The 23,510-nt window shown below is 65.2% G+C and carries 17 protein-coding genes; 7 read left to right on the forward strand and 10 right to left on the reverse strand.

Annotated features, from left to right (window positions below):
• The first annotated feature begins 12 nt into the window (after nucleotides 1-12).
• Complete coding sequence (locus tag ACTIFV_RS12070) at nucleotides 13-1,044, forward strand: LacI family DNA-binding transcriptional regulator (protein WP_439593024.1); 1,032 nt, start codon at nucleotides 13-15, stop codon at nucleotides 1,042-1,044.
• 272 nt (nucleotides 1,045-1,316) lie between these two features.
• On the opposite strand, the gene ACTIFV_RS12075 is transcribed toward ACTIFV_RS12070, so the two are convergent.
• The 3 genes from ACTIFV_RS12075 to ACTIFV_RS12085 form a co-directional block, all read right to left on the reverse strand.
• Nucleotides 1,317-2,567, reverse strand: a complete 1,251-nt coding sequence (locus tag ACTIFV_RS12075) for a sugar ABC transporter permease (RefSeq protein WP_439593025.1) — start codon at nucleotides 2,565-2,567, stop codon at nucleotides 1,317-1,319.
• Nucleotides 2,568-2,584: 17 nt separating this feature from the next.
• Nucleotides 2,585-3,364, reverse strand: a complete 780-nt coding sequence (locus ACTIFV_RS12080; protein ID WP_439593026.1) for an ATP-binding cassette domain-containing protein — start codon at nucleotides 3,362-3,364, stop codon at nucleotides 2,585-2,587.
• Nucleotides 3,365-3,512: 148 nt separating this feature from the next.
• Nucleotides 3,513-4,592: a substrate-binding domain-containing protein gene (locus ACTIFV_RS12085; protein ID WP_439593027.1), complete on the reverse strand. Its 1,080-nt coding sequence runs from the start codon at nucleotides 4,590-4,592 to the stop codon at nucleotides 3,513-3,515.
• Between the two features lie 195 nt (nucleotides 4,593-4,787).
• Here ACTIFV_RS12085 and ACTIFV_RS12090 point away from each other — a divergent pair, with 195 nt between their 5' ends.
• The 6 genes from ACTIFV_RS12090 to ACTIFV_RS12115 all read left to right on the forward strand — a co-directional run bounded on the left by ACTIFV_RS12090 (nucleotide 4,788) and on the right by ACTIFV_RS12115 (nucleotide 10,743).
• Nucleotides 4,788-5,579, forward strand: a complete 792-nt coding sequence (locus tag ACTIFV_RS12090; RefSeq protein WP_439593028.1) for a DeoR/GlpR family DNA-binding transcription regulator — start codon at nucleotides 4,788-4,790, stop codon at nucleotides 5,577-5,579.
• 117 nt (nucleotides 5,580-5,696) lie between these two features.
• Nucleotides 5,697-6,758, forward strand: coding sequence for a 2-hydroxyacid dehydrogenase (locus ACTIFV_RS12095; protein ID WP_439593029.1), 1,062 nt, complete (start codon nucleotides 5,697-5,699; stop codon nucleotides 6,756-6,758).
• On the forward strand, nucleotides 6,755-8,260 hold the full coding sequence (locus ACTIFV_RS12100) for an FGGY family carbohydrate kinase (RefSeq protein ID WP_439593030.1): 1,506 nt from the start codon (nucleotides 6,755-6,757) through the stop codon (nucleotides 8,258-8,260). The genes ACTIFV_RS12095 and ACTIFV_RS12100 overlap by 4 nt, the downstream gene beginning before the upstream one ends.
• Entirely contained in the window at nucleotides 8,261-9,754 is a 1,494-nt protein-coding gene (locus ACTIFV_RS12105; RefSeq protein ID WP_439593031.1) for an FGGY-family carbohydrate kinase, read from the forward strand.
• Nucleotides 9,751-10,398, forward strand: a complete 648-nt coding sequence (locus ACTIFV_RS12110; RefSeq protein ID WP_439593032.1) for a histidine phosphatase family protein — start codon at nucleotides 9,751-9,753, stop codon at nucleotides 10,396-10,398. The genes ACTIFV_RS12105 and ACTIFV_RS12110 overlap by 4 nt, the downstream gene beginning before the upstream one ends.
• A gap of 108 nt (nucleotides 10,399-10,506) precedes the next feature.
• Entirely contained in the window at nucleotides 10,507-10,743 is a 237-nt protein-coding gene (locus ACTIFV_RS12115; RefSeq protein WP_439593033.1) for a hypothetical protein, read from the forward strand.
• Nucleotides 10,744-11,387: 644 nt separating this feature from the next.
• Here the strand turns inward: ACTIFV_RS12115 and arfA are convergent.
• From arfA to ACTIFV_RS12150, 7 genes are all read right to left on the reverse strand, one after another.
• Nucleotides 11,388-12,932 carry an arabinosylfuranosidase ArfA gene (gene arfA / locus ACTIFV_RS12120; protein WP_439593034.1) on the reverse strand — a complete coding sequence of 515 codons (1,545 nt, stop codon included), beginning with the start codon at nucleotides 12,930-12,932 and terminating at the stop codon, nucleotides 11,388-11,390.
• Nucleotides 12,933-13,054: 122 nt separating this feature from the next.
• Complete coding sequence (locus tag ACTIFV_RS12125) at nucleotides 13,055-16,171, reverse strand: RICIN domain-containing protein (protein ID WP_439593035.1); 3,117 nt, start codon at nucleotides 16,169-16,171, stop codon at nucleotides 13,055-13,057.
• A 46-nt stretch (nucleotides 16,172-16,217) separates the two neighbouring features.
• Nucleotides 16,218-17,996, reverse strand: a complete 1,779-nt coding sequence (locus tag ACTIFV_RS12130; protein WP_439593036.1) for a beta-L-arabinofuranosidase domain-containing protein — start codon at nucleotides 17,994-17,996, stop codon at nucleotides 16,218-16,220.
• 42 nt (nucleotides 17,997-18,038) lie between these two features.
• Nucleotides 18,039-19,061 (reverse strand): ABC transporter ATP-binding protein, encoded by a 1,023-nt coding sequence (locus tag ACTIFV_RS12135; RefSeq protein ID WP_439593037.1) that lies wholly within the window; start codon nucleotides 19,059-19,061, stop codon nucleotides 18,039-18,041.
• The gene (locus tag ACTIFV_RS12140) at nucleotides 19,058-20,749 is read right to left on the reverse strand and encodes a dipeptide/oligopeptide/nickel ABC transporter permease/ATP-binding protein (RefSeq protein WP_439593038.1); all 1,692 of its coding nucleotides are present in this window, start codon (nucleotides 20,747-20,749) and stop codon (nucleotides 19,058-19,060) included. Before ACTIFV_RS12140 ends, ACTIFV_RS12135 begins: the two co-directional genes overlap by 4 nt.
• Before the next feature lie 14 nt (nucleotides 20,750-20,763).
• Nucleotides 20,764-21,759, reverse strand: a complete 996-nt coding sequence (locus ACTIFV_RS12145) for an ABC transporter permease (RefSeq protein ID WP_439593039.1) — start codon at nucleotides 21,757-21,759, stop codon at nucleotides 20,764-20,766.
• A 58-nt stretch (nucleotides 21,760-21,817) separates the two neighbouring features.
• Entirely contained in the window at nucleotides 21,818-23,497 is a 1,680-nt protein-coding gene (locus ACTIFV_RS12150) for an ABC transporter substrate-binding protein (protein WP_439593040.1), read from the reverse strand.
• Between the last annotated feature and the right edge of the window lie 13 nt (nucleotides 23,498-23,510).

Below are 23,510 nucleotides of genomic sequence, written 5' to 3' on the forward strand. Positions count from 1 at the left end.
GTCTGCGTGAGAGTGACCATCGGCGACATCGCGAGGGAAGCCGGCGTCTCCAAAGGTGCGGTCTCGTACGCGCTCAACAACAAACCCGGCGTATCCCGGGACACGCGCGAACGCGTCCAGCAGATCGCGGCACAGCTCGGTTGGACACCGAACAGCGCTGCCCGCTCACTTTCGACGTCCAAGGCGGACGCCATCGGCCTCGTCCTTCGTCGACCGCCCAAGATGCTCGGCACCGAACCGTTCTATATGGAGTTCATCTCCGGCATCGAGGCTGCGCTCGCGGCACGTGAGATCGCCCTCATGCTCCAAGTTGTAGACACACACGAGAGGGAGGTTGCGGCGTATCGAAAGTGGTGGACTGAACGGCGGGTAGATGGGGTGCTCGTCGTGGACCTTTCGATCCCGGACGTCCGCACAGATGCCGTTCGGGATATAGGGGTGCCGGCGGTGCTGGTCTGCGACGACGACGCTGCCGCCGGACTTCCCCATGTCTGGACCGATGACCGCAAAGCAATGCTCGATGCGGTGCGCTACCTGGTAAGACTCGGACACCGTCGAATCGCGAGGGTGGGAGGCACACCCACACTCGCGCACTCCCTCCTCCGAGCGGCCGCCTTCACCGAAGGACTACAAGAAGCCGGCCTGCAAGATCAGGGCGATGAGATCACCGACTTCACCGGCGAGGAGGGTGCGCGAGCCACACGGGCATTACTCACCCGCCCCGATCCGCCCACGGCCATCGTCTACGACAACGACATCATGGCCGTGGCCGGCCTGTCCGTCGCCTCCGAGATGGGCATCGATGTGCCTCGCGAGCTCAACCTTCTCGCCTGGGATGACTCTCCTCTGTGCTCACTCACCCATCCGCCTCTGTCGGCAATGCACCGGGATATCGCTGAACTCGGCCGAACCGCAGCTCAGTCGCTGCTAGAGCTCATCGACACCGGTCACACCATCGACCGGGAAGGACCCCGCCCGGTCATCATTCCCCGAGGGTCGACCGCCAGCCTTCTCGTTGACCAGGACGTGACGTCGATCCGGTGAGCCCCCGAACCCATTCACTCCGTAAAGTGATGACCGAACACATCTGTCGCGACTTCCAAGTCTTCGATATCGGACGCGACGATGGGCTATCAGTCGCGAGAGTTGTTCAGTCGCCCTTGAATGCCCACGCGCTTGTCCCGGTATGCTCCCGCTCGCCGAATGCCGTTTCGGCCATCTTGCGACACACTGTTCGGGGCGTCTCGACTAGAGACCGCTAAACCCAACCGCCATCGAACCTCTCGGTCTGACCGACGTGTCCCGCCATCGCCGCGCTATCCTCGCCCGCTCGAGCTTCGCGATCGGCGTGCCACGGCGTCGAGGGCGACCGCAATGAGCACCACAGCGCCCGTCACGATGAATCGGATGGAAGAGTCGAGGTTGAGCAGTGTCAGCCCGCTCGAGATCGATTGGATGACCAGGACTCCTACGAGCGCCGCGAAAGCCGAACCTCGCCCACCGAACAGGCTCGTCCCACCGATCACAGCAGCGGCGATCGCGTTGAGGTTGACGTCGCCGGTGCCCGTCTGTGGGCCTGCCGAGTTCAGCCTGGCGGCCGCGAGCAACCCACCGAGTGCAGCGAATGTCGTGCACAGCATGAAGACCGACATGTACACGCCGGACACGTTGATCCCTGATCGGCGTGCCGCTTCCTTGTTCCCGCCGACGGCGAACACCGAGCGCCCCCACGATGTGCGCGTCAGCGCGTAGTTCATGACGAGCACGAGCACGACGAAAAACACGAACATCCACCCCACACCTCGGCTCTGGTTGAGGAACCACGCCGCGAAGAGCAGGACGGCGAGGAGCAGGGCTGATGCGGCGATGTTGACGCTCAGAGGCTTCGACGACAGGCCCGCCGCCGTCCGCCGGCGAGCGGTCAGGAACGTCGTCACGAATAGGCTGCCTGCGACGACCACCGCGAGAACGTAGGCGAGCGGCTTCGGCACGAAGGCCTGCTGGCCGAAGTAGACCAGGAAGGAGTCGACCGGCAGATTGATCGTTCCGGACTTGCCGAGGGTCAGCAGCTGAAGGCCGAGGATAGCCAGCAACCCGGCGAGCGTGATGACGAATGACGGCACTCCCAGGCGGATGTACACGACGGAGTAGAAGAATCCGATGACCAGGCCCGCCGCCAATGATGTGAGGATCGCGAGCGGCAGGGGCCAGCCGAGGTTGACGAAGGTGACTGCGACGATGGCCGCGGACAGTCCGCTCACTGAACCGACCGACAGGTCGATCTCTCCCACCAGCAGCACGCAGACGATCCCGAGCGCGAGAACACCGACCGGCACGGACTGCATCAGCAGATTGGCGAGGTTGTTGCTCGAGAGGAAGAAGGGGTTGAGGATCTGGAAGATCGTCCAGATGAGGGCGAGGCCGACGATGACGGGCAGCAAGCCGAGGTCGCCGCCACGCACCCGACTGACGGATGCGGAGAGGAACCCGCGAAGCCCGCCGGCGTCGGCGCGTAACCGTTCGTCCTGACGATCCGTGGGGGTGGGCGTCTGCACTGTTCCGGTCATGTCGGGATTCCTATCTATCACGCGCCCGCGGGCGCGGATGCATTCGTGGCGGAGGCGGCGTCGACGGCAGCCCTCCGGCGCGTGACGACGTTGTCGGTGGCGCCCGTGATGGCGGCGATGAGCTCTTGGGTGTTGGTCTCCTTGACGGCGAACGCGCCGTTGTTGCGCCCGAGGCGAAGGACGACGACGCGATCGGCGACCGCCCGCACATCGTCCATGTTGTGCGTGATCAGCACGACACCCAGGCCGTGCTCACGCAGGCGCTCGATGAGGTTCAGCACCTCCGCAGTCTGCGCGACGCCGAGCGCCGCTGTCGGTTCGTCGAGGATGATCAGTTTGGGTTCACCGAGAAGCGACCGCGCAATCGCGACGGTCTGGCGCTGTCCGCCTGAGAGCGAGGCGATCGGGATGCGCACGGACGGGATCTTCGCCGAGAGCTGCCGCAGCAGTTCCCACGCCTTGATCTCCATCGACACTTCGTCGAGGCGAATCGGCGTCATCTCCCGTCCGAGAAACAGGTTCTGAACGACGTCCAGGTTGTCGCACAGCGCAAGGTCCTGGAACACCGTCGCGATCCCGCGGTCGATCGCGTCCGTTGGCGAGCTGATGCTCACTTCGTCGCCGCCGAAGATGATGGTGCCGGAGTCCGGCTTGTGAACGCCTGAGAGCACCTTGACGAGCGTTGACTTGCCCGCACCGTTGTCGCCGACGATCGCAACGACCTCGCTCGAGTCGACTGTCAAGTCGACGTCCGTGAGGGCGGCGACGGCCCCGAAGCTTTTGGATATGGCGCGCATCGTGAGCACGTTATGGATCTGCGGGTGAGGTGATCGGGTTTCGCTCGTCACGACGCGCCTTTCTGATGGGATGCCGAGGGAACAGCGGTAGGTGCGTCTGAGGCGTCGGGTTGGGAGACCCGACCCGACGCCTCAGGCGGCTTTGCGATTACTCGATGCCCAGCTCGGCGCAGCGTGCGGCGAACTCGCCGGTGCAGGCCTGAGCGGCAGTGTAGATCCCGCCGTCGAAGATGATCTCCTTCACGTTGTCCGCGGTGACCACGGTCGGGGTGAACAGCTGCGATGGCGTGTCGAAGAGCTCGGTGTCGGCTGAGGGCGTCTCTCCGCGGATGAGCTGGACGGCAACCTCCGCAGCGGCTTCGGCGACGGTCGCGATCGGCTTGGAGATCGTGTTGTACTGCGTTCCGGCGATGATGCGCTGGATGGCGGCGAGTTCGGCGTCGTTGCCGGTGACGGGTGGGATCGGCGTGATACCGGCCGCTTGGAACGCCGCGATCGTCCCACCGCCGGTACCGTCGTTGGCGGCCACGACGCCGACGATGTCGTCGAACTGCGTGATCTGACCACTCACCCAGTCCTGCGCCTGCTGGGGGTCCCACTTCGGCGTGTCGAACTGAGCGAGGATCTCATACGCGCTCCCCTCGACACCGGCGTTCATTCCTGCCTTGATGAGCTGGGCCGCGTCGTCGGTCGGAGAGCCGTTGACGATGAGGACTCCGCCTTCGGCGCCGTCGGCGTCGAGCTTCTCGACGAGGGACGTGGCGATCAGATTGCCGATCTCCTCGTTGTCGAACGAGACGTAGAAGTCGGCGGGCGCAGTGGTGATCGGCCGGTCGTACGTGATCACAGGGATCCCGGCAGCTTGAGCGCTCGTGACGATGGTGGCCGCGGCTTTGGTGTCGACCGCGTCGAGCACGATGGCCTTCGCTCCCTGCGTGATCGCTGACTCGGCCTGCTGCTGCTGCTTGGCCGGGTCGGAGTCGGCGTTCTGGTAGATCACCTCGCACTCGGGGCACAGCTCAGCGACCTTGGCCGTGAACAACGGAGCGTCCTGCTCCTCGTACCGCGTCGATGCGAGGTCCGGCATCAGGAACGCGATCACCCCGGACTCGGCGGCGTCGCCCCCGCCGGCGCCCCCGCCGTCCGTGTCGGCCGAGCAGGCTGCCAGGGATGACCCCAGCACGAGAGCTCCCAATACGGCTGCGAGCCGAAGGTATGACTTCTTCATCGAATCTCCTCGTTGAGCCCCGCGTACGGGGTTGTGATGATGCAGGTGCAGGAACGCTCGCGGTCACCGTAGAGCGCTAGCGTGACTATATCAATCACGGCGGTAGAATTGTCAATGCAGATGATAAAACCCGTCGAAGCCGCGCGGGGAGTACTCGTCGACGCGCCGCTACGATGCTGAGGAGAAGGGATACCTATGACTTCGGCATCCGGGCCCGCATCCCGCTCCGCGCGACAGCGGATCATCCTCGATCACGTGCTGCAGGTCGGATCCGCCACAGCCGCGGAACTGACGGAGTTGACCGGTCGCAGTGCGATGACCGTCCACCGCGACCTCGAGGACCTGGCCGCGCGGAACCTTGTCAGGAAGTTCCACGGCGGCGTGTCAGCGCTCCCGACGAGCGTCTTCGAGTCCAGCTCGGACTTCCGTCTCCTCCGCCGAGCGGAGGAGAAGGCCGCGCTGGCGCGGACCGCGGCGTCCTTCATCGAGCCCGGGATGTCACTGATGCTCGACGACTCGACTACCGTGCTCGCCCTCGCACATCTGCTCCCCGCATCCGCTCCCATCACGGTCGTGACCAACTACTGCCAGGTTCTCTCCGTGCTCCGCGACGCCCCCGACGTGCGGCTGATCATGATCGGCGGGGCGTACTCACGCACACACGACTCGTTCATCGCACCGCCTGACCAGACGAATCTCGAGGCATACGCCGTGGACATCGCCTTCCAGTCAACATCGACGATGGATGAACGGATGACCTACCACCAAGAGCAGGACATCGTGACGATGAAGCGCACCATGCTGCAGTCTGGCCGGCGACGCGTACTCATGATGGACGGATCGAAAGTGGGTCATACATCGCTGCACCGCTACGTGCCGATCTCGGTGTTCACCGACGTGATCCTCACTGAGGACGTGGATGAGCGCGTCCGAGAGCGCATCGCGGAACACGCGGCCGTCCATGTCGCGCCATCCTCGCCACGCTGAGACGGTTGCCCCACGGCACATCGCACCTCGTTTGATATTTATACCATCCTGAGTGGTAGAGTTCCGGGCATCAGGCGCAGACGCCATGTCGGCTCCACTGATTGCAGGAGGAACGATATGCCGCATATCGCCATTGCCGGCGACTTCTTCGTCACGCCCCACCTGTTCCAGACAGCGCTCGAAAAGGAATTGGGGCCGGATGTCGCCACGTTCAGTTCCCTGCAACTGGCGTGGCCGCACGAGCCGTTCGGCGTCGTGCAGAACGTGTCGGAAGCCAGCGGCACGGTGGCCTCGACGATCGAAGCCCTCTCGGGTGCGCGCATCGCCGTGACACAGATGGCGCCGTTCACATCGGACGTCTTCGCCGCGCTTCCCGACCTCCGCATGGTCGGGGTGTGTCGAGGAGGACCGGTGAACGTCGATCTTCAGGCCGCGACCGACGCCGGCGTGCTCGTCACTTTCGCGCCCGGGAGGAACGCGCAGGCTGCTGCGGAGTTCACCGTCGGCCTGATCCTGGCCGCGATGAGGCGCATTCCGCTCATGGATGCGGAGCTCAAGCGCGGGACATGGCGCGGCGACTACTACGCGTGGGAGAACGTGGGTTTCGAACTCGACGGGGCGACGGTGGGCCTGGTGGGATACGGTGCGATCGGACGACTCGTGGCCCGCCTGCTGCGAGCGTTCGGGTCGAAGGTGGTCGTCTACGATCCCTACGCCGACCCCGCGGCGCTCACGGCCGACGGGGTGGAGGTGAGTGAGCTCGACAGCCTGTTGACGCGGAGTTCGGTCGTGAGCTTGCACGCACGCCTGACGAAGGAGACGGAGCGGATGATCGACGAGCGAGCTCTCGCGCTCCTTCCTCGCGGAGCCGTCCTCGTCAACGCCGCGCGAGGCGGCCTCCTCGACTACGCACCCCTTCCCCGGCTGCTGCGCTCCGGTCAGCTGGGAGCGGTCGCCCTCGACGTGTACGACATCGAGCCGCCGCCGACCGACTGGCCCCTCTTCTCCGAGCCGAACGTCGTCGTATCGCCGCATCTTGCAGGCGCGACGCGCGAGACGGCCGTGCGCGCTGCGAGCATCGTTGCGCGCGACGTCGGCGACTTCATCGCGCGGCGCACACCGGCCCACGTCGCCAACCCCGATGTCCTCGCCACTCTCGACCTCAGTCCCGCGCCGTGACGACCAGCTCTGGGACCACGCTTGCGGTCGACGCGGGCACGAGCCTGATCAAGGCCGTCGTCTTTGATGAATTCGGTACGGAGCGTCTGGTGATTCGCCGCAAGACTTCGCTCTCCTCTCCGCATGCCGGCTGGGCGGAGCAGGACATGACCGAGGTCCGCGACTCTGTTCTGGAGTGCATCGCCGAGGCGGTCGGGCAGACGGATCGCACCATCGACCGCATCGCGATCACCGCTCAGGGTGACGGAGCGTGGATGGTCGCACACGACGGACAGCCGGCTCGTCCCGCGGTCCTGTGGAACGACGCCCGTGCCGTCGACATCGTCGACGGCTGGACGCGGGACGGACTCCTCGAGCAGGCCTTCAGAGTCAACGGCTCCCTCGGGAACCTCGGGCTTCCGCACGCGATCCTCGCCTGGTTCCTCGAGAACGATCCCGCCGCGATCGCCGGCATACGCGACGTCGTCACGTGCGGCAGTTGGCTGTTCGAGTCGTTGACGGGGTGCCGGGGCTTACATCCCTCGGACGCATCGGCTCCCTGGCTCGATGTCGAGACCGGGAGCTACGCGCCGTCGCTCTTCAAACTGTTCGGGCTCGAAGGGATCCGTGCGCTCATACCCCCGGTTCTTTGCGAGGACGAGCTCACTGCGCCCCTGCTGCCCGGTGTCTCCCGCATCACCGGTCTGCCCGACGGCATCCCGGTAACCCTCGCTCCCTACGACGTCGTGTCGACGGGTGCCGGCGGCGGCAGCGTCTCCCCAGGTTCGGCGTTCTGCATCCTCGGAACCACTCTGTGCACCGGTGTCGTCACACGCTCGGCCGTGACGTCCGGCGCACCAACCGGGCTGACACTGCTCAGCCCTGGCCCGCTCATCGTGCGAGCATTCCCCACGCTTGCCGGCACAGAGGTCGTGCGGTGGGTGGGTGATCTCCTCGGACTCACTGACGCAGCCGAGGTCACCCAGTTGGCCGGTGGATCAGCGCCCGGAGCACGCGGAGTGCGCGTTCTCCCCTACCTCTCGGAGGCGGGTGAGCGGATGCCGTTCCTCGACCCGGACGCCCGCGGCGCCATGCTGGGAATCACGACCCGGACCAGTCGAGCCGACATCGCACGAGCCACGCTGGAGGGGCTTGCACATACGATCCGGGACTGCGTGGTCGCGTCCGGCGCCGAGGTGGAAGAACTCGTTCTCTCAGGCGGCGGGTCCGCGAGCGCCCTATGGTGCCAGGTCATCGCCGACGTCACGGGGATCAGCACTGTCCGCGTCGAGGGGACTCAGATCGGCGCCAAAGGGGCGATGCTGCACGCACTTGTCGCAGCGGGTGCCTACTCAGGTCTCGCCGAGGCAGCGGCGGCGACGGTGACCCGCGGCGCGCTGCACGTGCCCGACCCCGCCCTGCGCACCTTCTTCGACGACCGGCACGACGACTTCCTGCTCACCCGAGCAGCACTCGCCGAGCGGTGGGCGACGTGGCGCCCGGACGAAACGGACGGCGGATAGATGACGCAGGACGTGTGGGTGGGGATCGACCTGGGCACGCAGAGTGTCCGCGTGAGCGCGGTGAGCGGGCGTGGGGTCGAATTGGCGGCGGCAGCCGAGCCGCTCCGCAGCGTGCGCGACGGCGAACGCCACGAGCAGGACCCCGCTCACTGGCTCGCCGCCACGACACAAGCATTACGGCACGCCATCGCGGCACTCCCGCCGCACGCTTTCCCCCGCGCGGTGGCCGTGTCAGGGACTTCCGGAACTCTCGTGGCCGTCGATGCCCTCACGGGCGCGCCGCGAGGCATGGGCGTGATGTACGACGATCAGCGCGGATCCGAATACCTTCCGGTGGTGCGGGATGCCGGCGCCGCCGTGTGGTCGAGACTCGGCTACCGGATGCAGGCGTCCTGGGGACTCCCCAAACTGATGCGGATGCTGCGTGATGGAGTCGCCGCACCCGGCACCGTGATCGCCCATCAGCCCGACGTCATTACCGCGATGCTCGCCGGTCGGCTGCTGCCCTCCGACCTCAGTTCGGCGCTGAAGACGGGAGCCGATCTCGACGCGGTGCGATGGCCCGAGGAGGTCTTCGCTGCCCTCGGGGTCGCACCCAGCGCGGTGAATAGCCTGGCCGAGTCCGGATCGGTCATCGGCAACGTCGACGCGGCGGGCAGCGAGGCGACCGGCCTCCCGGAGGGATGCCTCATCGTCGCGGGAATGACCGACGGATGCGCGGCGCAGATCGCTGCGGGGGCGCTCAGCCCTGGGTATTGGAACTCGGTGCTCGGCACGACCCTCGTCCTTAAGGGGGCGGCCTCCGCTCGGCACGTCGATTCCACCGGAGCCGTCTACGCCCACCGTGCACCGTTCGGCAGCGGGTGGTATCCCGGCGGTGCTTCCAGCACGGGCGCCGGGGCCATATCCGCGCTGCTGCCCGGGCGAGACATCGATGCGCTCACCGCGGCGCTCGATGTCGACGCTCCACCCCCGGTCTCGTATCCGCTCGTCGGCCGCGGCGAACGATTCCCCTTCGTCGCACCCGACGCCGTCGGCCTCCTCCCCGACGGAGACGACCTCGCGACCTTCGCTGCTGTCCTGTACGGCGTCGCCTACGTCGAGCGCCTCGCGTTCGACCTCCTGCAGCTCACCGGGTACGACACCGACGGCCAGATCCTGCTGACCGGCGGCGGCTCACGTAACAGGATCTGGAACCAGCTGCGCGCAGACGTGCTGCAGCGCGAGGTGGCTCCTGCCGCGCATGGCGAGGGAGCGGTCGGCATGGCGATGCTCGCCGCCGCGGGCGCCCTGGCAGTCGCGGACGCGCACGATGCAAACCCGCTGCAGACTGTCGCTCGTCGTATGGTCCCCGCGGCACAGCCCCTCTCACCGCGTTCGCGCCGTCGAGCGGCCATTGCGGAAGGCTATGGCAACTTCATCGCTCACCTGTCGCAACGCGGATGGATCACGGATGACCTGCGTTCCGCCGCACTGATCGGACTGGACTCATGATCACACTGCACCTCGTGCGCCATGGCGAGACGGTCTGGCACGCGGAGAATCGCTACGCGGGAATCAGCGACATCGATCTCACCGCGCGCGGCCGCGAACAGGCGCGGGCGCTCATCCCCTGGGCGGAATCGGCCGGGATCGATCTGGTGGTCTCCTCCGACCTTCGACGTGCGCAGGAGACCGCGCGCCCGGTAGCCGCTGCCGTAGGCACGGAGTTGCGAGTCGATGCGGGGCTTCGAGAGGTGGATTTCGGTCGCGGGGAGGGGATGACACGTGACGAGATGACTGAGGCGTTCCCCGACGGACTCGCGGAGTTCCTGGCCGCTCCCGCATCCTCTCCGCTTCCGGGTGGAGAACTCGGCGCCTCAGCGGCGGACCGCGGCCTGTGGGCGATCCTGCGACTGAGCCAGGACGTGTCCGACGACTCGACGATGTTGGTGGTGGGTCACACGACCCTGATCCGCCTAATGCTCTGCAGGACCCTCGGCATCCCTCTCGACGACTACCGGCGCCGCTTCCCCAGGCTCGACAACGCGAGAATCACGACGTTGACCGCGCCCCGCGCATCTACGGTCGCCGATCTGGCGGGCGCCGGCGCGCTCCTGCGGTACAACTCGGCGCCTCCCGGAAGTTCGCGACTGTAGCGGTCGGCGGCGAAGCGGTCGGCCGCTGCCGAAACCGCTATCCCGCCGTTGGGTCGCGGGTCGGGGGTCGCGCACTGCGGCGTCCAGGTCCACAATCAGCTCATGACAATGTCGATCGCTGAGCGGTTGCTTGCTTGCGCGGTGGCCGACGGGCAATGTGCGCATGGCATCCAGCCGTCGGACGACGTTTCGGAGATCCGGGCCGAGATCCGCCGCCTCGCGAAGGCGAAAGGCATCCGTATCCGAACGGGCATCGTCGACGCGTCGATCCTCGCCGTTGCCACCGCGGACTCAGCGCTCTGGCACGACTCGGTGCCCGTCATGCGTGCCAAGCTCACACCCTGACGCGCCAGCCGCGCTTCGTTCCGCTCCGGCCGGGACGCTGCGCGCTCTGACGGTGCGCTGGAGCCGCGAGATCAGGCCGCGGCGGATGCGGAGAGGTTCGCGCTCACCCGGGGACCCGCCGACACGGAACGGTTGCGAGTTCTCCGGACGCAGCCGCTGGCCTCACGAGGAGACAGTCGGCGTACGCGTGGGTATCGCCGCGCAGAAACAGCCTCTGATCAGGTATTTATGGAGGAGACGTGGGATTTGAACCCTTGTTTCGGAGCATAACGGGGATCGCATGGAGTCTCCAGCCACGGAATTCCGACGTCGCCACTCTGCTCTCGATCAGAGGGGCGACGTCGGATCTCGCGACATCGTCCTCAGATGTATTCACGCGGAGCGGAGGGAGTGAACTCCGACGTATCGACATTTCATGGCTGTGACGGAGGCAACCCCCCTCCCTGTGTTGACGCGGATGTCGACCTTTCGCCGACGTGCGTCGCGGCGACCGATGCCAGCGCATTCCTCTCGAAAACTTCCCGCACCGCGTTGAGCAGTCCATCGGACGCGCGCAGCGCTCAGTCCCTCAACTTACGGTGGGTTTGCGGCGGCGGATAACTACGATCACACCGAACCTGCGGCGCAGGCTAACAAGCCGACGATCAATCCTTCTGCACCGCAACGGTCACGACCGCCCAGCTTAGTGGTGGGAGTGAGACTTGGAGCGAGTTGGCTTCGTCCCCGATCTCGACTTTCAAAGGCGCCATTCCCACTGCCGCCTGCGCATGCTGGGAGTTGAAGGAGAAGCGATCCCCCTCTTTCGGCACAGTGAGCACCTCAGCAGACGCGACGTTCACAGCCCTCAGCCCCCGCAGCAACACCTGCACGTCCGCGTCTTCGTCGAGTCCTCTGTTCGCGAGGAAGAGCGACAGAGATCCGAGGTCTTGGTCCCAAGTCGAAGAGACATCGACCACGTCGGCATCGCCGTACCGGCTCGTGGGGTAGCGGTCCGATTGCACTGCGGGCGTGAGGATAAGGCCCCGAGCGAGCGCGGCGATGCGCGCGAAGGGCCAGAAAATGGTCTGGCGCCAAGCGGGACCGCCAGGCTCCGATCGAATGGGGGCGATAACATTCACCAGCTGCGCTTGGTTCGCGATCTTCACACGATCTCCGTTCCGCAGAAGAGAATGCAGCAGAGTGCCGACGACGACAGCGTCCGTGACGTTGTACTGATCCTCAATGAGCCGCGGATGCTCCTGCCATACGGACGACGCGGCGACGATTTGCGGTTTGTCCGGTGTCTCGGGTCCACGCTCGTACCAGACGTTCCACTCGTCGAATGAGAGATTCACGTACTTCTTGTCCCGCCGCTTCGCGCGCACGGCATCCGCCGTGGAAACGACAGAGGAGATGAAGTGATCCATGTCGAGCGCCGACGCGAGAAAGCTCGCAGCGTCGTTCTCTTCCTCCTCGTAGTAAGCGTGGCAGGAGATGAAGTCGACCTGCTCGTAAGCGTGCGAGAGGACGGCATACTCCCATTCCCCGAAAGTCGGCATACGGGAGTTTGAGCTGCCCACAGCCACCAGCTCGATGGTCGGGTCGACCATCTTCATGGCTTTACCCGCTTCGGCAGCGAGCCGCCCGTATTCATCAGGCGTTTTGTGGCCGATCTGCCACGGGCCGTCGAGCTCGTTGCCCAGACACCACAGACGGATGTCGAATGGATCCTTCGCCCCGTTCGCGATTCGGAGGTCGCTCCACTTCGAGCCTCCCGGGTGGTTCGCATACTCGACGAGGGCTCGCGCGGCCTCGACACCCCGGGTGCCGAGATTGACCGCTTCCATTACTTCGACGCCGGCAGCCCGCGACCAGTCGACAAATTCGTGCAGGCCGAACGCGTTCGTCTCGATCGCGTGCCAGGCGCCGTCAAGGCGGCGCGGGCGCTGCTCGACCGGGCCCACACCGTCCTCCCACTCGTAGCCCGAGACGAAGTTACCCCCGGGATAGCGAACCACGGTCGGTCCCAACTCGCGGACGAGCTCCAGGACGTCCTGACGGAACCCGCGGTCGTCTGCGCGCGCGTGCCCAGGCTCGTAGATGCCGGTGTACACGCACCGCCCCATGTGCTCGACGAAGGAGCCGAAGAGCCGACGGGGAACGTGCCCAGCGGTGAAGTCGCGATCCAGTACTACGGTGGCGGTCGCCATCGAAAACCCTCTCATCCTCGTTGAATCGATGCTGACACGGTGGCCCGCGTGGGGGTGACCGCGCGTAGGCACGGTCACCCCACCTAAGCATCCCGGTGACCAAGGTCATCCGAATGACCTTGCTACAGATTCAGAAGCTCAAGCTTCCAATCTTGGTTGGCGCCGATGTAGTCAAACAGCGGCCATTGCCACGCCTGCGCTCCGTTGGCCGTGGAGCCGCCGGCGATGTCCAGGACCATGCCTGTCGCCTTGTTGACGATGCGCACCTGTCCGTCCCATTGAATCCAGAGCGTCCACTTCTGGGCGTCGGCGCCGGTGTCGTTGGCCAGCGCGACCGCGTCACCGCGGGCCGTCCCGACCGCTGCCAGGACCTTACCGGCCGCGCCGACCGAGCCGATCTTGTAGAAGTTGGAGCCGAGCGACGTGATCACCCACTTCTGAGTCGACGCACCGGAGTAGACGTCCTGAGTGGTCAGCGTTCCAGCGGCGGTACCGCCGCTCTGGAGGCTGAGGGCCTTGCCGCTGTGCCTGACAGTCAGCGAGTAGGTCGCTCCGGAGACGACGCGCGTTGCGTCCGCGGGAGCATCGTCCAGACGCCACAGCTGGTTGTCGAACCCGCCCCAGCTCCACTGCCAGACGTTCGCGCCGGATGCCGTGCCACCTCCCTGCACGTCGAGCACCTTGCCGCTGTGCTTGGCTTCGAGTCGGTAGTAGCCATTGCCGACGTAGATCGGCTTCCACAGCTGATTGTCGACCGCGAGCTGGTTCCACTGGCCGACCTCCGCGCCGTCGGCAGAGCCGCCTCCGGAGACATCGAGGACCTTGCCCGTGCCCATGTTCTTCACGTAGTAGTAGCCACCACCGGCGTACTGGAAGGCCCACTGCTGAGCCTGCGCACCGGTACCGGTCCGCTGGATCACGTCGGCCCCCGCCGTGATCGAGTCGCTCGTCACCGACAGCTTCATGCCGCTGTGCTTGGCCGTCACTGTGTAGATGCCGTTGTTGACGAGGTAATCGGTGTCGTTGTTGATGTAGGTGACGGCGTTCACGAGGTTGCGCTTGTGCGACATGTTCACCGCATCCAGGTTCACCGTCCCGCGGTACGGAACGAGCTTGATCGTCCTGTTGCCGGCGTTGAGCGGAAGCATCACCTCCACCAGGTTCTCCGACACGATCGAACCGTCGCCGGTGGACGGGAACTGGACGCGAGCGACGTAGGCGCCGTCGACGTAGAGATCCTGCAGCGCTGCTGCACCGGGGTTGGAGTAGCGGATGCGGACTGTCTTCTCACCGCGGGTGGGATTCGAGTAGGTGAAGGACGCCGACGAGGCGGCGGAACTCAGCGAGACGACCTGACTACCAGACGCAGTCGAGTTCGCGGATGCTACCGCTCCGACCAGAGACATCGACTCCGCTTCGACCCGAGATCCCGCGATGTACCCGTCGGCCTTGCGAAGACTCACTCCGTCGATCGATCCCCACTTTGCGGGGTTGCTAGTAGGCGGCAGGTCCAGCCCGATGCGTGCGCTCGTGTAACCGGCCGGGACAGTGAAGGTGATCTCACGGCGCGCCCAGCTCGTCTCGACAGGCGCTGGCACGTAGTTGATCTGCTGCGTCGACCCGGTCACTGCCGTCGAGTAGAGCTTGGTTCCCGCGCCATTGAAGTTGGAGACGTAGAGTCTCGACTCCCGGCCCGTAGGGCTGCGTAGCCAGGCCGACGCCGTGTACGTCGCGCCGCCGGTCAGTCCCGTCACAGTCGTATACATGCCCGCGGAGGCCGTCGTGTTGGTCGTGACGACAGTACCGCGGTAGCGTCCCATGGCCGAGTTCGGTATCTGTGCCACGTCGTCTTGCGATTCCGCAAGCTGAATCTGACCGCTCGTCGACTGAGTCGTCGTCCAGTTCGTCAGGTTTCCCGACTCAAAGCCGCCGTTGGTGATGGGGATCTCGGCGGGAGGCGTGGGGAACGCCTGGCGCTGCACGGTGTAGTCGGCGCTGCCGACGGTCCCGCCGTTGGCCGTGATCGCCTTCTCGGCGTTCGACTGGAACAGGCCGACGATGTCGTCGATGCTCTCGTTCACGGGGTAGTCCTTGCGAATGCTCGCGTAGTCGTACACCTGGTGAATGACACCGTTGCCGTTGTCGTAGATTTCATCCTTGAAGGCAGATGGCGTTCCGGCGGTTCCCTTGAGGATTCCCATCAATCCTGTGACGGTGGCGGCCGTGCAGTCGCCGTCGTACCCAGCGAGCGAAGCGATCTTCAGCGTCGAGGTGTAGTCGTTTGCGCCGTACAGTACGGCAAGGATGGCGAAGGCGTTGTTGATGTCGGATGCCCGGTCGCTGGTGATCATCTGCGAGACGCCGAAGATCGGCATCTGCATGTTGACGATCTCCTGAGCCGCCCATCGCCAGTCGGTCGGGTTCTGGGTATGAAGCTGCACCGCGCGGTCGTAAATTGCTCGCGCCCACGAACCCTGCGGCAAGCTAGCGGAGGCTGCCTGGAGGACGTCCCGCGAGTCGGTGCGGAAGAACGCCTCGGAGTACGCGCTGGCCCAGAATCGCCCGAAGTCGACATTATCGATGTCTCCTGTCATCCGGCCGGGGATGCCTGACCAGTCCGCCGCGGACGCAGGCATTCCCGGATAGTTGGCGCCGAGCATCTCGGTTTCGATGTACGGCTCCGAGATCCAGTAGGCCACGTTTCCGTACTCAAGTTTTCCTGCGTTGTTAGGGATCTGGTTGGTTTCGTAGATCTGGCGCATCGCCAGATCGGTTCCACCCCAGCTGTAAACGTCGTGCTGGATGAACTCGTCACGGAGGTTCATGAAGTTGACGTCAGTTCCGTACTCGTCCATGACGTGCTGGTAAAAGAACTCCATGATGAAGTCGTCGTCAGAATCGACTACCCCCGTTTGTGGTAGGCGGGACGGAAACGTGTACTCGCTCGTCACTCCCCCGCCACCCAGCGTCCCGCCTAGAAGCTGGAACGCTGAGTCCGGCATCGCGACCCAGGGCTTCGTCTTGTCAATGATGCCGCCCTCGATGCGATGGACGTATTCGTAGCCGGTGAGAGTTCCTCCGATCTGGCCCAGCACCATCGCCAGGACTTTGTCGCGGAACGTCGATTTGCTGATAGTGGCTGTCGCAGCGCTCGCCGGTGCGACTGTGGGCGGCGCAAGGACGAGTGTCGCCGCTAGTGCGCACACTGTCGACAGGGCAAGGAGGGATCTCTGCTTCATTGCGGGACCTTTGGGTTTGGTTGGTTGGATGGGGAACTGGAGACGATCACCAGAGCTGCTGGGGGAGCTCAGGCAGATCGACATAGAGGCGGTAGGGCTCGTAGGCCCGCGCCGCATAGAACGGCTTGAGCTTCGCGCGGAAGGCCCGATCGCCAACATCTGGCAAGCGCCACACGCCCAGCTCCGCAGCATCCGGCGCCACGAACCCGTTCAGATCGCGCGGGAGGACAGGCGTTGGCTCGTGGTGGCTCGCTTCGACGACATAGACCGCCGGACCGCGCAGGAAGGCGACCCGCTCAGGATGCTCCGTGTCGACAGCCTCGGCACGGAACTCGAGATCGAAGTCGATTTCGATGCGCCTCTCCTCCTCGCCCCACTGCCGCGTGATACGGATCCAACCGAGGTCATCAGCGTCAGCGCGGACAATCTGGCCGTCCACTCGTATGGCGACGTGCGCCGCCCATTCCGGTCGTCTGAGGGCTATGGCGGCATTCACGTCGCCGGCATCGGCGCGCACCGTGAGCACGACGCGCCCGTCGGCGGGATAGGCCGTCTGCTGACGCACCAGCAGAGAGCCCGCTTCGAGATCAATCGACCCCTCGGCCGGTACGTAGAGGTTCACGTAGGCGGTGCCGCCTGAGCGTAGGAAGATCAGATCGGTGTAGTCGCTGATCGCCTGTGAGTAGCTGCCAGAGCAACATGCGTATGTGTCGTGGTAGGGGGTCTTCATCCCGCCGCCGACGCGATAGTCGGCGTAGTAGGTGTGGCGACCGCCCTCGCTGATGCCGAGCGCAGCTCCGACCCCGTTGTAGACGAGACGCTCGGTCCAATCGCTGAAGCGGGCGTTCCCCGTCGCGCGGAGCAGGTGGCGGCCGAGCTTGAAGGCGGCCCACGAACCGCAGGGCGACTCGAAGTCGTCGGCGCGGAACTCGAGGGCGCGCCCCAGACTTCCATCCGAGGGCATGGTCCGTTCGGACGGTCCGAAGCCGCCGGTCGCATAGACCTGGGTGGAGCGGAACCAATCGTGCGCGTGGACCGCGATCGCCAGGTACCGTTCTTCGCCCGTCATGAGGTAAGTGGCCGCCGCGCCGTTCACGGCGTTGAGGTGGCTGTAGGCGTGCAGGCCCTCAAGTCCGTCCGGGTCGGCGCTGGGGACGAAGCTGTTCCAGAAGTCGGAATACTCCCACACGCGAGCGAAGTCGCGGTAGCGCTCCTCACCCGTGAGCTCGAACGCGCGCATGAGGTTCTCGGTGAGCGTGTACCACTCGAGCTCGTCGCCGTCGGCGAGCTCAGGCGGCCACGCTGCGGCCGGTATGTTGACGCGCGAGAGGGTGCTCTCGGCGATGTCAACCATGCGCGACAGCAAAGGGAGGGCGAGATCGTCGTCAACGAACGCGGCGACGTCGACGAGGCCTCCGACCACCTTGTCGAACGGATAATGCTGCATGAGAAGAACGGGATCCTTCTCGAACACTTCAGCCCAGCCGCGCACGAGCGCCTTGACTTTCTGCGCCGCGCGGGCATCGCCATCGCCCGCGAATCGCGCAAGACCCGACAGCCACTGACCGAACACCACCCGACTGTCCTCACGGCACCAACCGGTGAGGGGCGCTCCGGGCGCGGGGAGCCCGACGGCCCGACGGAACCCGTGCAGGATGTCGTCCTCTTGCAGCACGTCGACGTAGTAGTCGCGTGCGGCGTCATACTGGTCCTTCCATCGACTTGGCAGCAAGGTCACGTTCCCGCGAGGAAGGATGTCGGGCCTGTCGAAGTGGGCCGGACGAGCCTCGGGGAGAGTGTCCGAGAGTTCAGCTGAGGGGTTCATTCGGCAGGAGCCTTTCGGGGTTACTGGGCGAGTTCGGAAGAGTTACTGGGCGAGTTCGGGAAAATGGGAGGCTTGTGCGGGGTCGTAGGCGTGGCAGCGGACGCGTCGGCCGCGAGCGGTATCGACGACGACAACGTCGGGATCCTGCTGCGTGCATATGTCCGTCGCGATCGGGCACCGCGCGGCGAATCGACATCCCGGTCGGGGGTTGACGATGGTGGGCACCTCACCTCGCGCCTCGATGCGTTGGCCTCGTTTCTCGGGGGCGGGCACCGCGGAGAGCAGCAGACGCGTGTAGGGGTGGAGTGGAGAGTTGATGACCTCGTCGGTCGCGCCCTGCTCCATCGACTGACCGGCGTAGAGAACGAGGGTGTCATCGGCGAGTTCCTGCGCGCTGGCGAGGTCGTGGGTGACGAAGACGATTGCGATGCCGCGCTCCGCGCGCAGCCGGTCGAGGAGGCGGAGGACTCCGGCCCGGATCGAAACGTCCAGCATGCTGACCGGCTCGTCGGCAAGGAGCACGTCGGGGTCAGCGGCGAGCGCCGCCGCGATGTTGATGCGCTGGCGCTGCCCACCGGAGAGTTCGTGGGGGTAGCGCCCTTCGAATCTTTCGGGCGGAGTGAGCTCGACCGACGCGAGCAATTCGCGCCGACGCTTCACAAGCGCGTCACCGCGCAGTGACGTGTGCAGCCGCAGTGCGCGATCGATCTGTCGATGCGCGGGGTGGGCGGGGTTCATCGAGCCGAAAGGATCCTGGAACACCATCTGCACACGCCGTCGGAATCGTCGAAGGCGTCGGCCGCGCAGCGCGGTGGCGTCGACACCGTCGATGCGCACCGTCCCGCCCGTCGGTGAGTGGATGAGGCTGATCAGGCGAGCCGCGGTGCTCTTGCCGCTGCCTGACTCTCCGACGATGGCGAGAATCCTGCCGCGTTCAACCGCGAAGCGCAGGTCATCCAGCGCGTGCACGAACTGTCCGCGTCCGTGGGCCGGGAAGTGCATGGTCAGGCCGTCGATGCTCAAGGCCTGTCCGCTTGTGCTCGACGTGTTTTCGGTCACGCTCATCGCGACACCTCGCTCATTCGGATCTCGGGCGACGCGGCGAGTAGCGATCGCGTGTAGGGATGCTCAGCGTGATCGCGCATCCCCACAGCGTCCAGCACCTCGACGAAATCACCGTTGCGCATCACCGCGATCCGATCGCTGATCTCCATAAGCAGCGCCAAGTCGTGGGTGATGAAGATCATCGCGAAACCTAGACGCTCGCGCAGATCGGCGATCTGCTGCAGGATCTCGCGCTGCACCACAACATCCAACGCGGTCGTGGGCTCGTCCATGATGATCAGCTGTGGGTCCAGCGCGAGCGCAAGTGCGAGCGCCACCCGTTGTCGCATCCCGCCCGAGAGCTGATGCGGGTAGCTACGCACACGCGACTGCTCGATTCCGACCATGGCCAGCAACTCCCCGGCGCGATTCAGACAGTCACGGCGCGATAGCGAGCGCTTGGATTGAATCGTGTCCACGAAGTGATCCCCGACGGTCTTCACCGGGCTCAGCGCGTTCATCGAACTCTGCGACACGAGACTGATCCGCTCCCACCGCAGTGAACGCAGGGAGCTCTGATCCAGCGCGAGCAGATCGACACCGTCGAAGCGGAGCGCACCGGAAACGACCGTCGACGTCTGGGCGAGCCGAAGGATCGCCTGGATGACGGTGCTTTTGCCCGATCCCGACTCACCCGCGATTCCGAACACCTCGCCCGGGACGACGTCGAACGACACACCGTCCACGGCGCGGAAGAGGCCTTCGGGTGTCCGGTAGTCGACGACGAGATCGCGAACGTCGAGCAGAGCGGCGCTCGGTTCGCTGACGAACGTACGCGCGCCGTGCTGAGGAGCTTCGAGCTGTTTGCGCTCACGATGCCGCGTGCGTGGCACGCGTAGTCGCGGATTGCCAATGACGTCGATTCCGTAGTTGATCAGGGCGAGGCCGGTGACAAGGAGCGCGATCGCCAGGCCCGCCGGAAGGAAAGTCCACCAGGCTCCCGTGAGCACCGCGCCGTAGTTCTGCGCCCAGTACAGAGACGTGAACCAGTTGACCTCGCTGATGTCGCCGAGACCCAGAAACTGCAGTCCCGCCATCGCGGCCACCCCTCCCGCGGAGGCTGAGATGAAAATGGTGGCGAGGAGGCCGACCATGTTGGGAAGGATCTCCGAGGTCACGATCCGCCAGCGGGACTCGCCTCGCACCACGGCAGCCACGACGAAGTCACGGCCGCGGATCGACAGCGCCTGGCTGCGCAGGATGCGAGCGCCAAACGCCCAGCCGGTCAGCGCGAGGATCAGGATGATCGGCGCGTTGGATGAAGTCTCGACGTACGAAGCGATGACGATCACCAACGGCAGCCCCGGGATGAGCAGGAAGACGTTGGTGAGCAGTGTGAGCACACCGTCAGTCAGACGGCCGGACGCCCCGGCGAGCACCCCGACGAGCGCGGCGAGCACGGTTGCGATGATGCCCACAGAGAAGCCCACCGCAAGGCTGGGCGCTCCTCCGTGCACGAGCTGAAGGAACATGTCGCGCCCACCCTGATCGGTGCCGAGCCAATGCGCGCCAGAGGGCGGCTGGTTCGGGGGTACGGAGTAGTCAGGCTTCGATGGATCGCCGGGGAACACCACCGGTCCGACCGCCGACAGGAGAACGAAAAAGAGGACGATCCCGATACCCAGCCGGCTCCGCCAGTCGGATACCACGAGCTTTACAGTGTTCATCCGACGGCCACCTCTCGCGTGCGGGGATCGAGCGCCAAATAGGCGATGTCGATGAGGAAGTTCGCTGCGAGTACGCACATCGTGACGGCCAGGAGCATCCCCTGAATGAGCGGGTAGTCCTTCGACCCGACGGCATAAGCGAGGATCGATCCCAACCCTGGATAGGTGTAGACGTATTCCACGAGCACCTGACCGCCGACGAGGAAACCCAGCGCCAGCGCGAGTCCGGTGAGCTGGGGCAGAAGCGCGTTGCGCGCGGCGTATCCGAACATCACTCGGCGCTGGGAGAGGCCCCGAGCTTCGGCCAGGGTGATGTAGTCCTCATTCAGGACGCTCACCATCGTGTTGCGCATCGACAGGATCCAGCCGCCGATCGAGATGAAGACGATCGTCGCGGCCGGCAGGACCGCGTGGGAGACGAGGTCCAGGATGCTGGTCCACTGCCAGCTCGGCGGGATCCCTGGCGTGTACCCGTGCCCCGATGGGAGCCACCCGAGTTGGACGGAGAAGAAGTACAGCAACAGCAGCCCGAGGAAGAAGGCGGGGAACGCTCCGAGGAACAAGGCGAAAGGTGGAAAGAATGTGTCGACGAATCCTCCGCGGCGCCAGGCCGCGAGGATGCCGACAAGGGATCCGATGACGAAGGCGATCAGGGCGGCGCAACCGACAAGCGCGATCGTCCAGGGAAGACTCTGCGCTATCACGTCGCTCACCGACGTCGGGAAGAACGTGTAGGAGACGCCGAGATTGCCTGTGAACAGACCGCCGAGGTACTGCCCATACTGCACCCAGATCGGGTCGTCGGTGATCCCGAAGGCCGCCCGGATTTGCTCGAGCGCTGCGGGATTGCTACTCAGCTTCTGATACTGCGCTGCGAATGCAGCCGTGGCGGCGTCCCCGGGCATGAGCCGAGGGAGGAGGAAGTTGATGGTCACGCCGATCCAGGCAGCGATGACGTAGAAGCCGACCCGGCGGAGGATGAAGGGCATCATCGACCAGCTTTCGGTGAGGGGAGGGACGCGACTCGGGCGGGTCGCGTCCCTCCGGCGGTTACTCGACGGGCTTCAACGATGTGAACAGCAGCAGCTGGTTGTAGTCGTTGGCGATGCCGATTGAGTAGTTGTCGTCGGCATCCGGCCAGCCGGTGTAGTTGTGCGTGGTGAATGCCTGCCAGTACGGAGCGGAGTTCAGCGGGATATTCGGCAGGTTGTCGACGAAGATTTCCTGCGCCTCAGTCTCGAGGTCTGCCTTTGCCTGCGGGTCCGAAGTGGTGCGGAGCTCGTCGAAGACGGCGTCCATCTCAGGGCTGCTCCACCGGCCGAAGGCGTTCTGCTGCGCCGGCTCCCCGATGGGCGCCTGCAGACTGCTGGCGAACATCGTGTAGTAGTACGCCGACGGAGAGTCGAACAGGCCGCCGCCGCACTCCGAGACCGCGAAGTCGCCCTTCTGCAGGCGGTCGAACCATCCCGCGAAGTCGGGCAGCGGGTCGGGGGCTGCGTCGATGCCGAGTTCGGTGAACCCGTCGGAGATGATCTGGGCCGTGCTCACCCAGTCGAACCACGACGACGTCACGGGCAGCTTCAGCGATATCGGCTGACCGGACTTGTCCATCAGCTTCCCGTCGACCGTCTCGTATCCGGCGTCGGCCAGCATGGCCTTGGCCGCGTCGATGTCATACGTGACGACGTCGTTGAGGGACGGATCCTTCGCTGTGATGTCGAGATCGGGGAACTGCGCGCCGATTCCCGTTGCGCTGGAGGGGATCGCATAGCCGTAGACCGCGTTGTTCTGGATGGCGTCGCGGTTGATGGACATCGACAGCGCCTTGCGGAAAGCCGGGTCGTCGAGAGGCTTGACCGTGGAGTTCACGCACAGCATCAGCGAGGACGTGTTGGCGGAGTAGTTGAACTTATTGTGCTCGGGGTCAGCGGAGACATAGGTCTTCTCGATGTCGGGGATAACAACTCCACCCCAGTCCGCCTTATCCGACTTAAGGGCCTGCACGACGGCGTCTTGGCTGGCGTACTGCGTGTAGTCGATGCCCGGGATCGCCACGTCGTCACGCCAGTAGACGGGGTTGGCCGTCAGGGTGTAGCTCTGAGCCGCGAACGACTCCACTTGCGTGAACGGGCCGGTTCCTACAGGTTCTGGGTTTGTCCAGTTAACCGGATCGGACTGCGCGGACCAGATGTGCTCGGGGAGGATGTAGCTCGTGTTGGCGAACTGAGTGAAGCGAGTCGCGTCGGGGGTGCCGAACTGGAATGCCACGGTGTTGTCGTCGGTCTTCGTGACGGACTTGCCGTCCATGCTGGTCCAGAATCCGGCGAGGTCAAGGGCCGGGTTCTCCCTGCCTTGCTCATATGTGAAGACGACGTCATCGGCGGTGAACGACTCGCCGTCGGACCACTTCACGCCCTCCTGCAATGTGAAGGTCAGCGTGAGTAGATCGTCACTCCACGAGTAGGCAGTCGCGAGCCACGGAGTCTCCTCGCCCGCCTTGGACTTGTTGACTACGAACAGCGGCTCATAGATGGTTCCCTTAGTGGCGATGACTGCCCCAGGGCTGAACGGGTTGAAGTTCTGGACGAAGGCCGTGCTGGCGAGCACAGGGATCTGCAGATGTCTTGCACCACTCGTCTCGGCTTGCGTCGAGCCCGCGCAACCCGCCAGACCGAGGGAGACGATGGCGGCCGCGGCGAGTGCTGCGCTCAGGCGGCGTCTGCTGTTCATTGCTGCTCCTTTG

It is taken from the genome of Microbacterium sp., from assembly GCF_051860965.1.
Classification (GTDB): domain Bacteria; phylum Actinomycetota; class Actinomycetes; order Actinomycetales; family Microbacteriaceae; genus Microbacterium.

Coding starts and splice junctions, on each gene's coding strand:
- ACTIFV_RS12075 (WP_439593025.1), bottom strand. CDS start 2,567: ATGACCGGAACAGTGCAGACGCCCACCCCCACGGATCGTCAGGACGAA.
- ACTIFV_RS12080 (WP_439593026.1), bottom strand. CDS start 3,364: ATGCGCGCCATATCCAAAAGCTTCGGGGCCGTCGCCGCCCTCACGGAC.
- ACTIFV_RS12085 (WP_439593027.1), bottom strand. CDS start 4,592: ATGAAGAAGTCATACCTTCGGCTCGCAGCCGTATTGGGAGCTCTCGTG.
- ACTIFV_RS12090 (WP_439593028.1), top strand. CDS start 4,788: ATGACTTCGGCATCCGGGCCCGCATCCCGCTCCGCGCGACAGCGGATC.
- ACTIFV_RS12095 (WP_439593029.1), top strand. CDS start 5,697: ATGCCGCATATCGCCATTGCCGGCGACTTCTTCGTCACGCCCCACCTG.
- ACTIFV_RS12105 (WP_439593031.1), top strand. CDS start 8,261: ATGACGCAGGACGTGTGGGTGGGGATCGACCTGGGCACGCAGAGTGTC.
- ACTIFV_RS12110 (WP_439593032.1), top strand. CDS start 9,751: ATGATCACACTGCACCTCGTGCGCCATGGCGAGACGGTCTGGCACGCG.
- ACTIFV_RS12115 (WP_439593033.1), top strand. CDS start 10,507: ATGTCGATCGCTGAGCGGTTGCTTGCTTGCGCGGTGGCCGACGGGCAA.
- arfA (WP_439593034.1), bottom strand. CDS start 12,932: ATGGCGACCGCCACCGTAGTACTGGATCGCGACTTCACCGCTGGGCAC.
- ACTIFV_RS12125 (WP_439593035.1), bottom strand. CDS start 16,171: ATGAAGCAGAGATCCCTCCTTGCCCTGTCGACAGTGTGCGCACTAGCG.
- ACTIFV_RS12130 (WP_439593036.1), bottom strand. CDS start 17,996: ATGAACCCCTCAGCTGAACTCTCGGACACTCTCCCCGAGGCTCGTCCG.
- ACTIFV_RS12135 (WP_439593037.1), bottom strand. CDS start 19,061: ATGAGCGTGACCGAAAACACGTCGAGCACAAGCGGACAGGCCTTGAGC.
- ACTIFV_RS12145 (WP_439593039.1), bottom strand. CDS start 21,759: ATGATGCCCTTCATCCTCCGCCGGGTCGGCTTCTACGTCATCGCTGCC.
- ACTIFV_RS12150 (WP_439593040.1), bottom strand. CDS start 23,497: ATGAACAGCAGACGCCGCCTGAGCGCAGCACTCGCCGCGGCCGCCATC.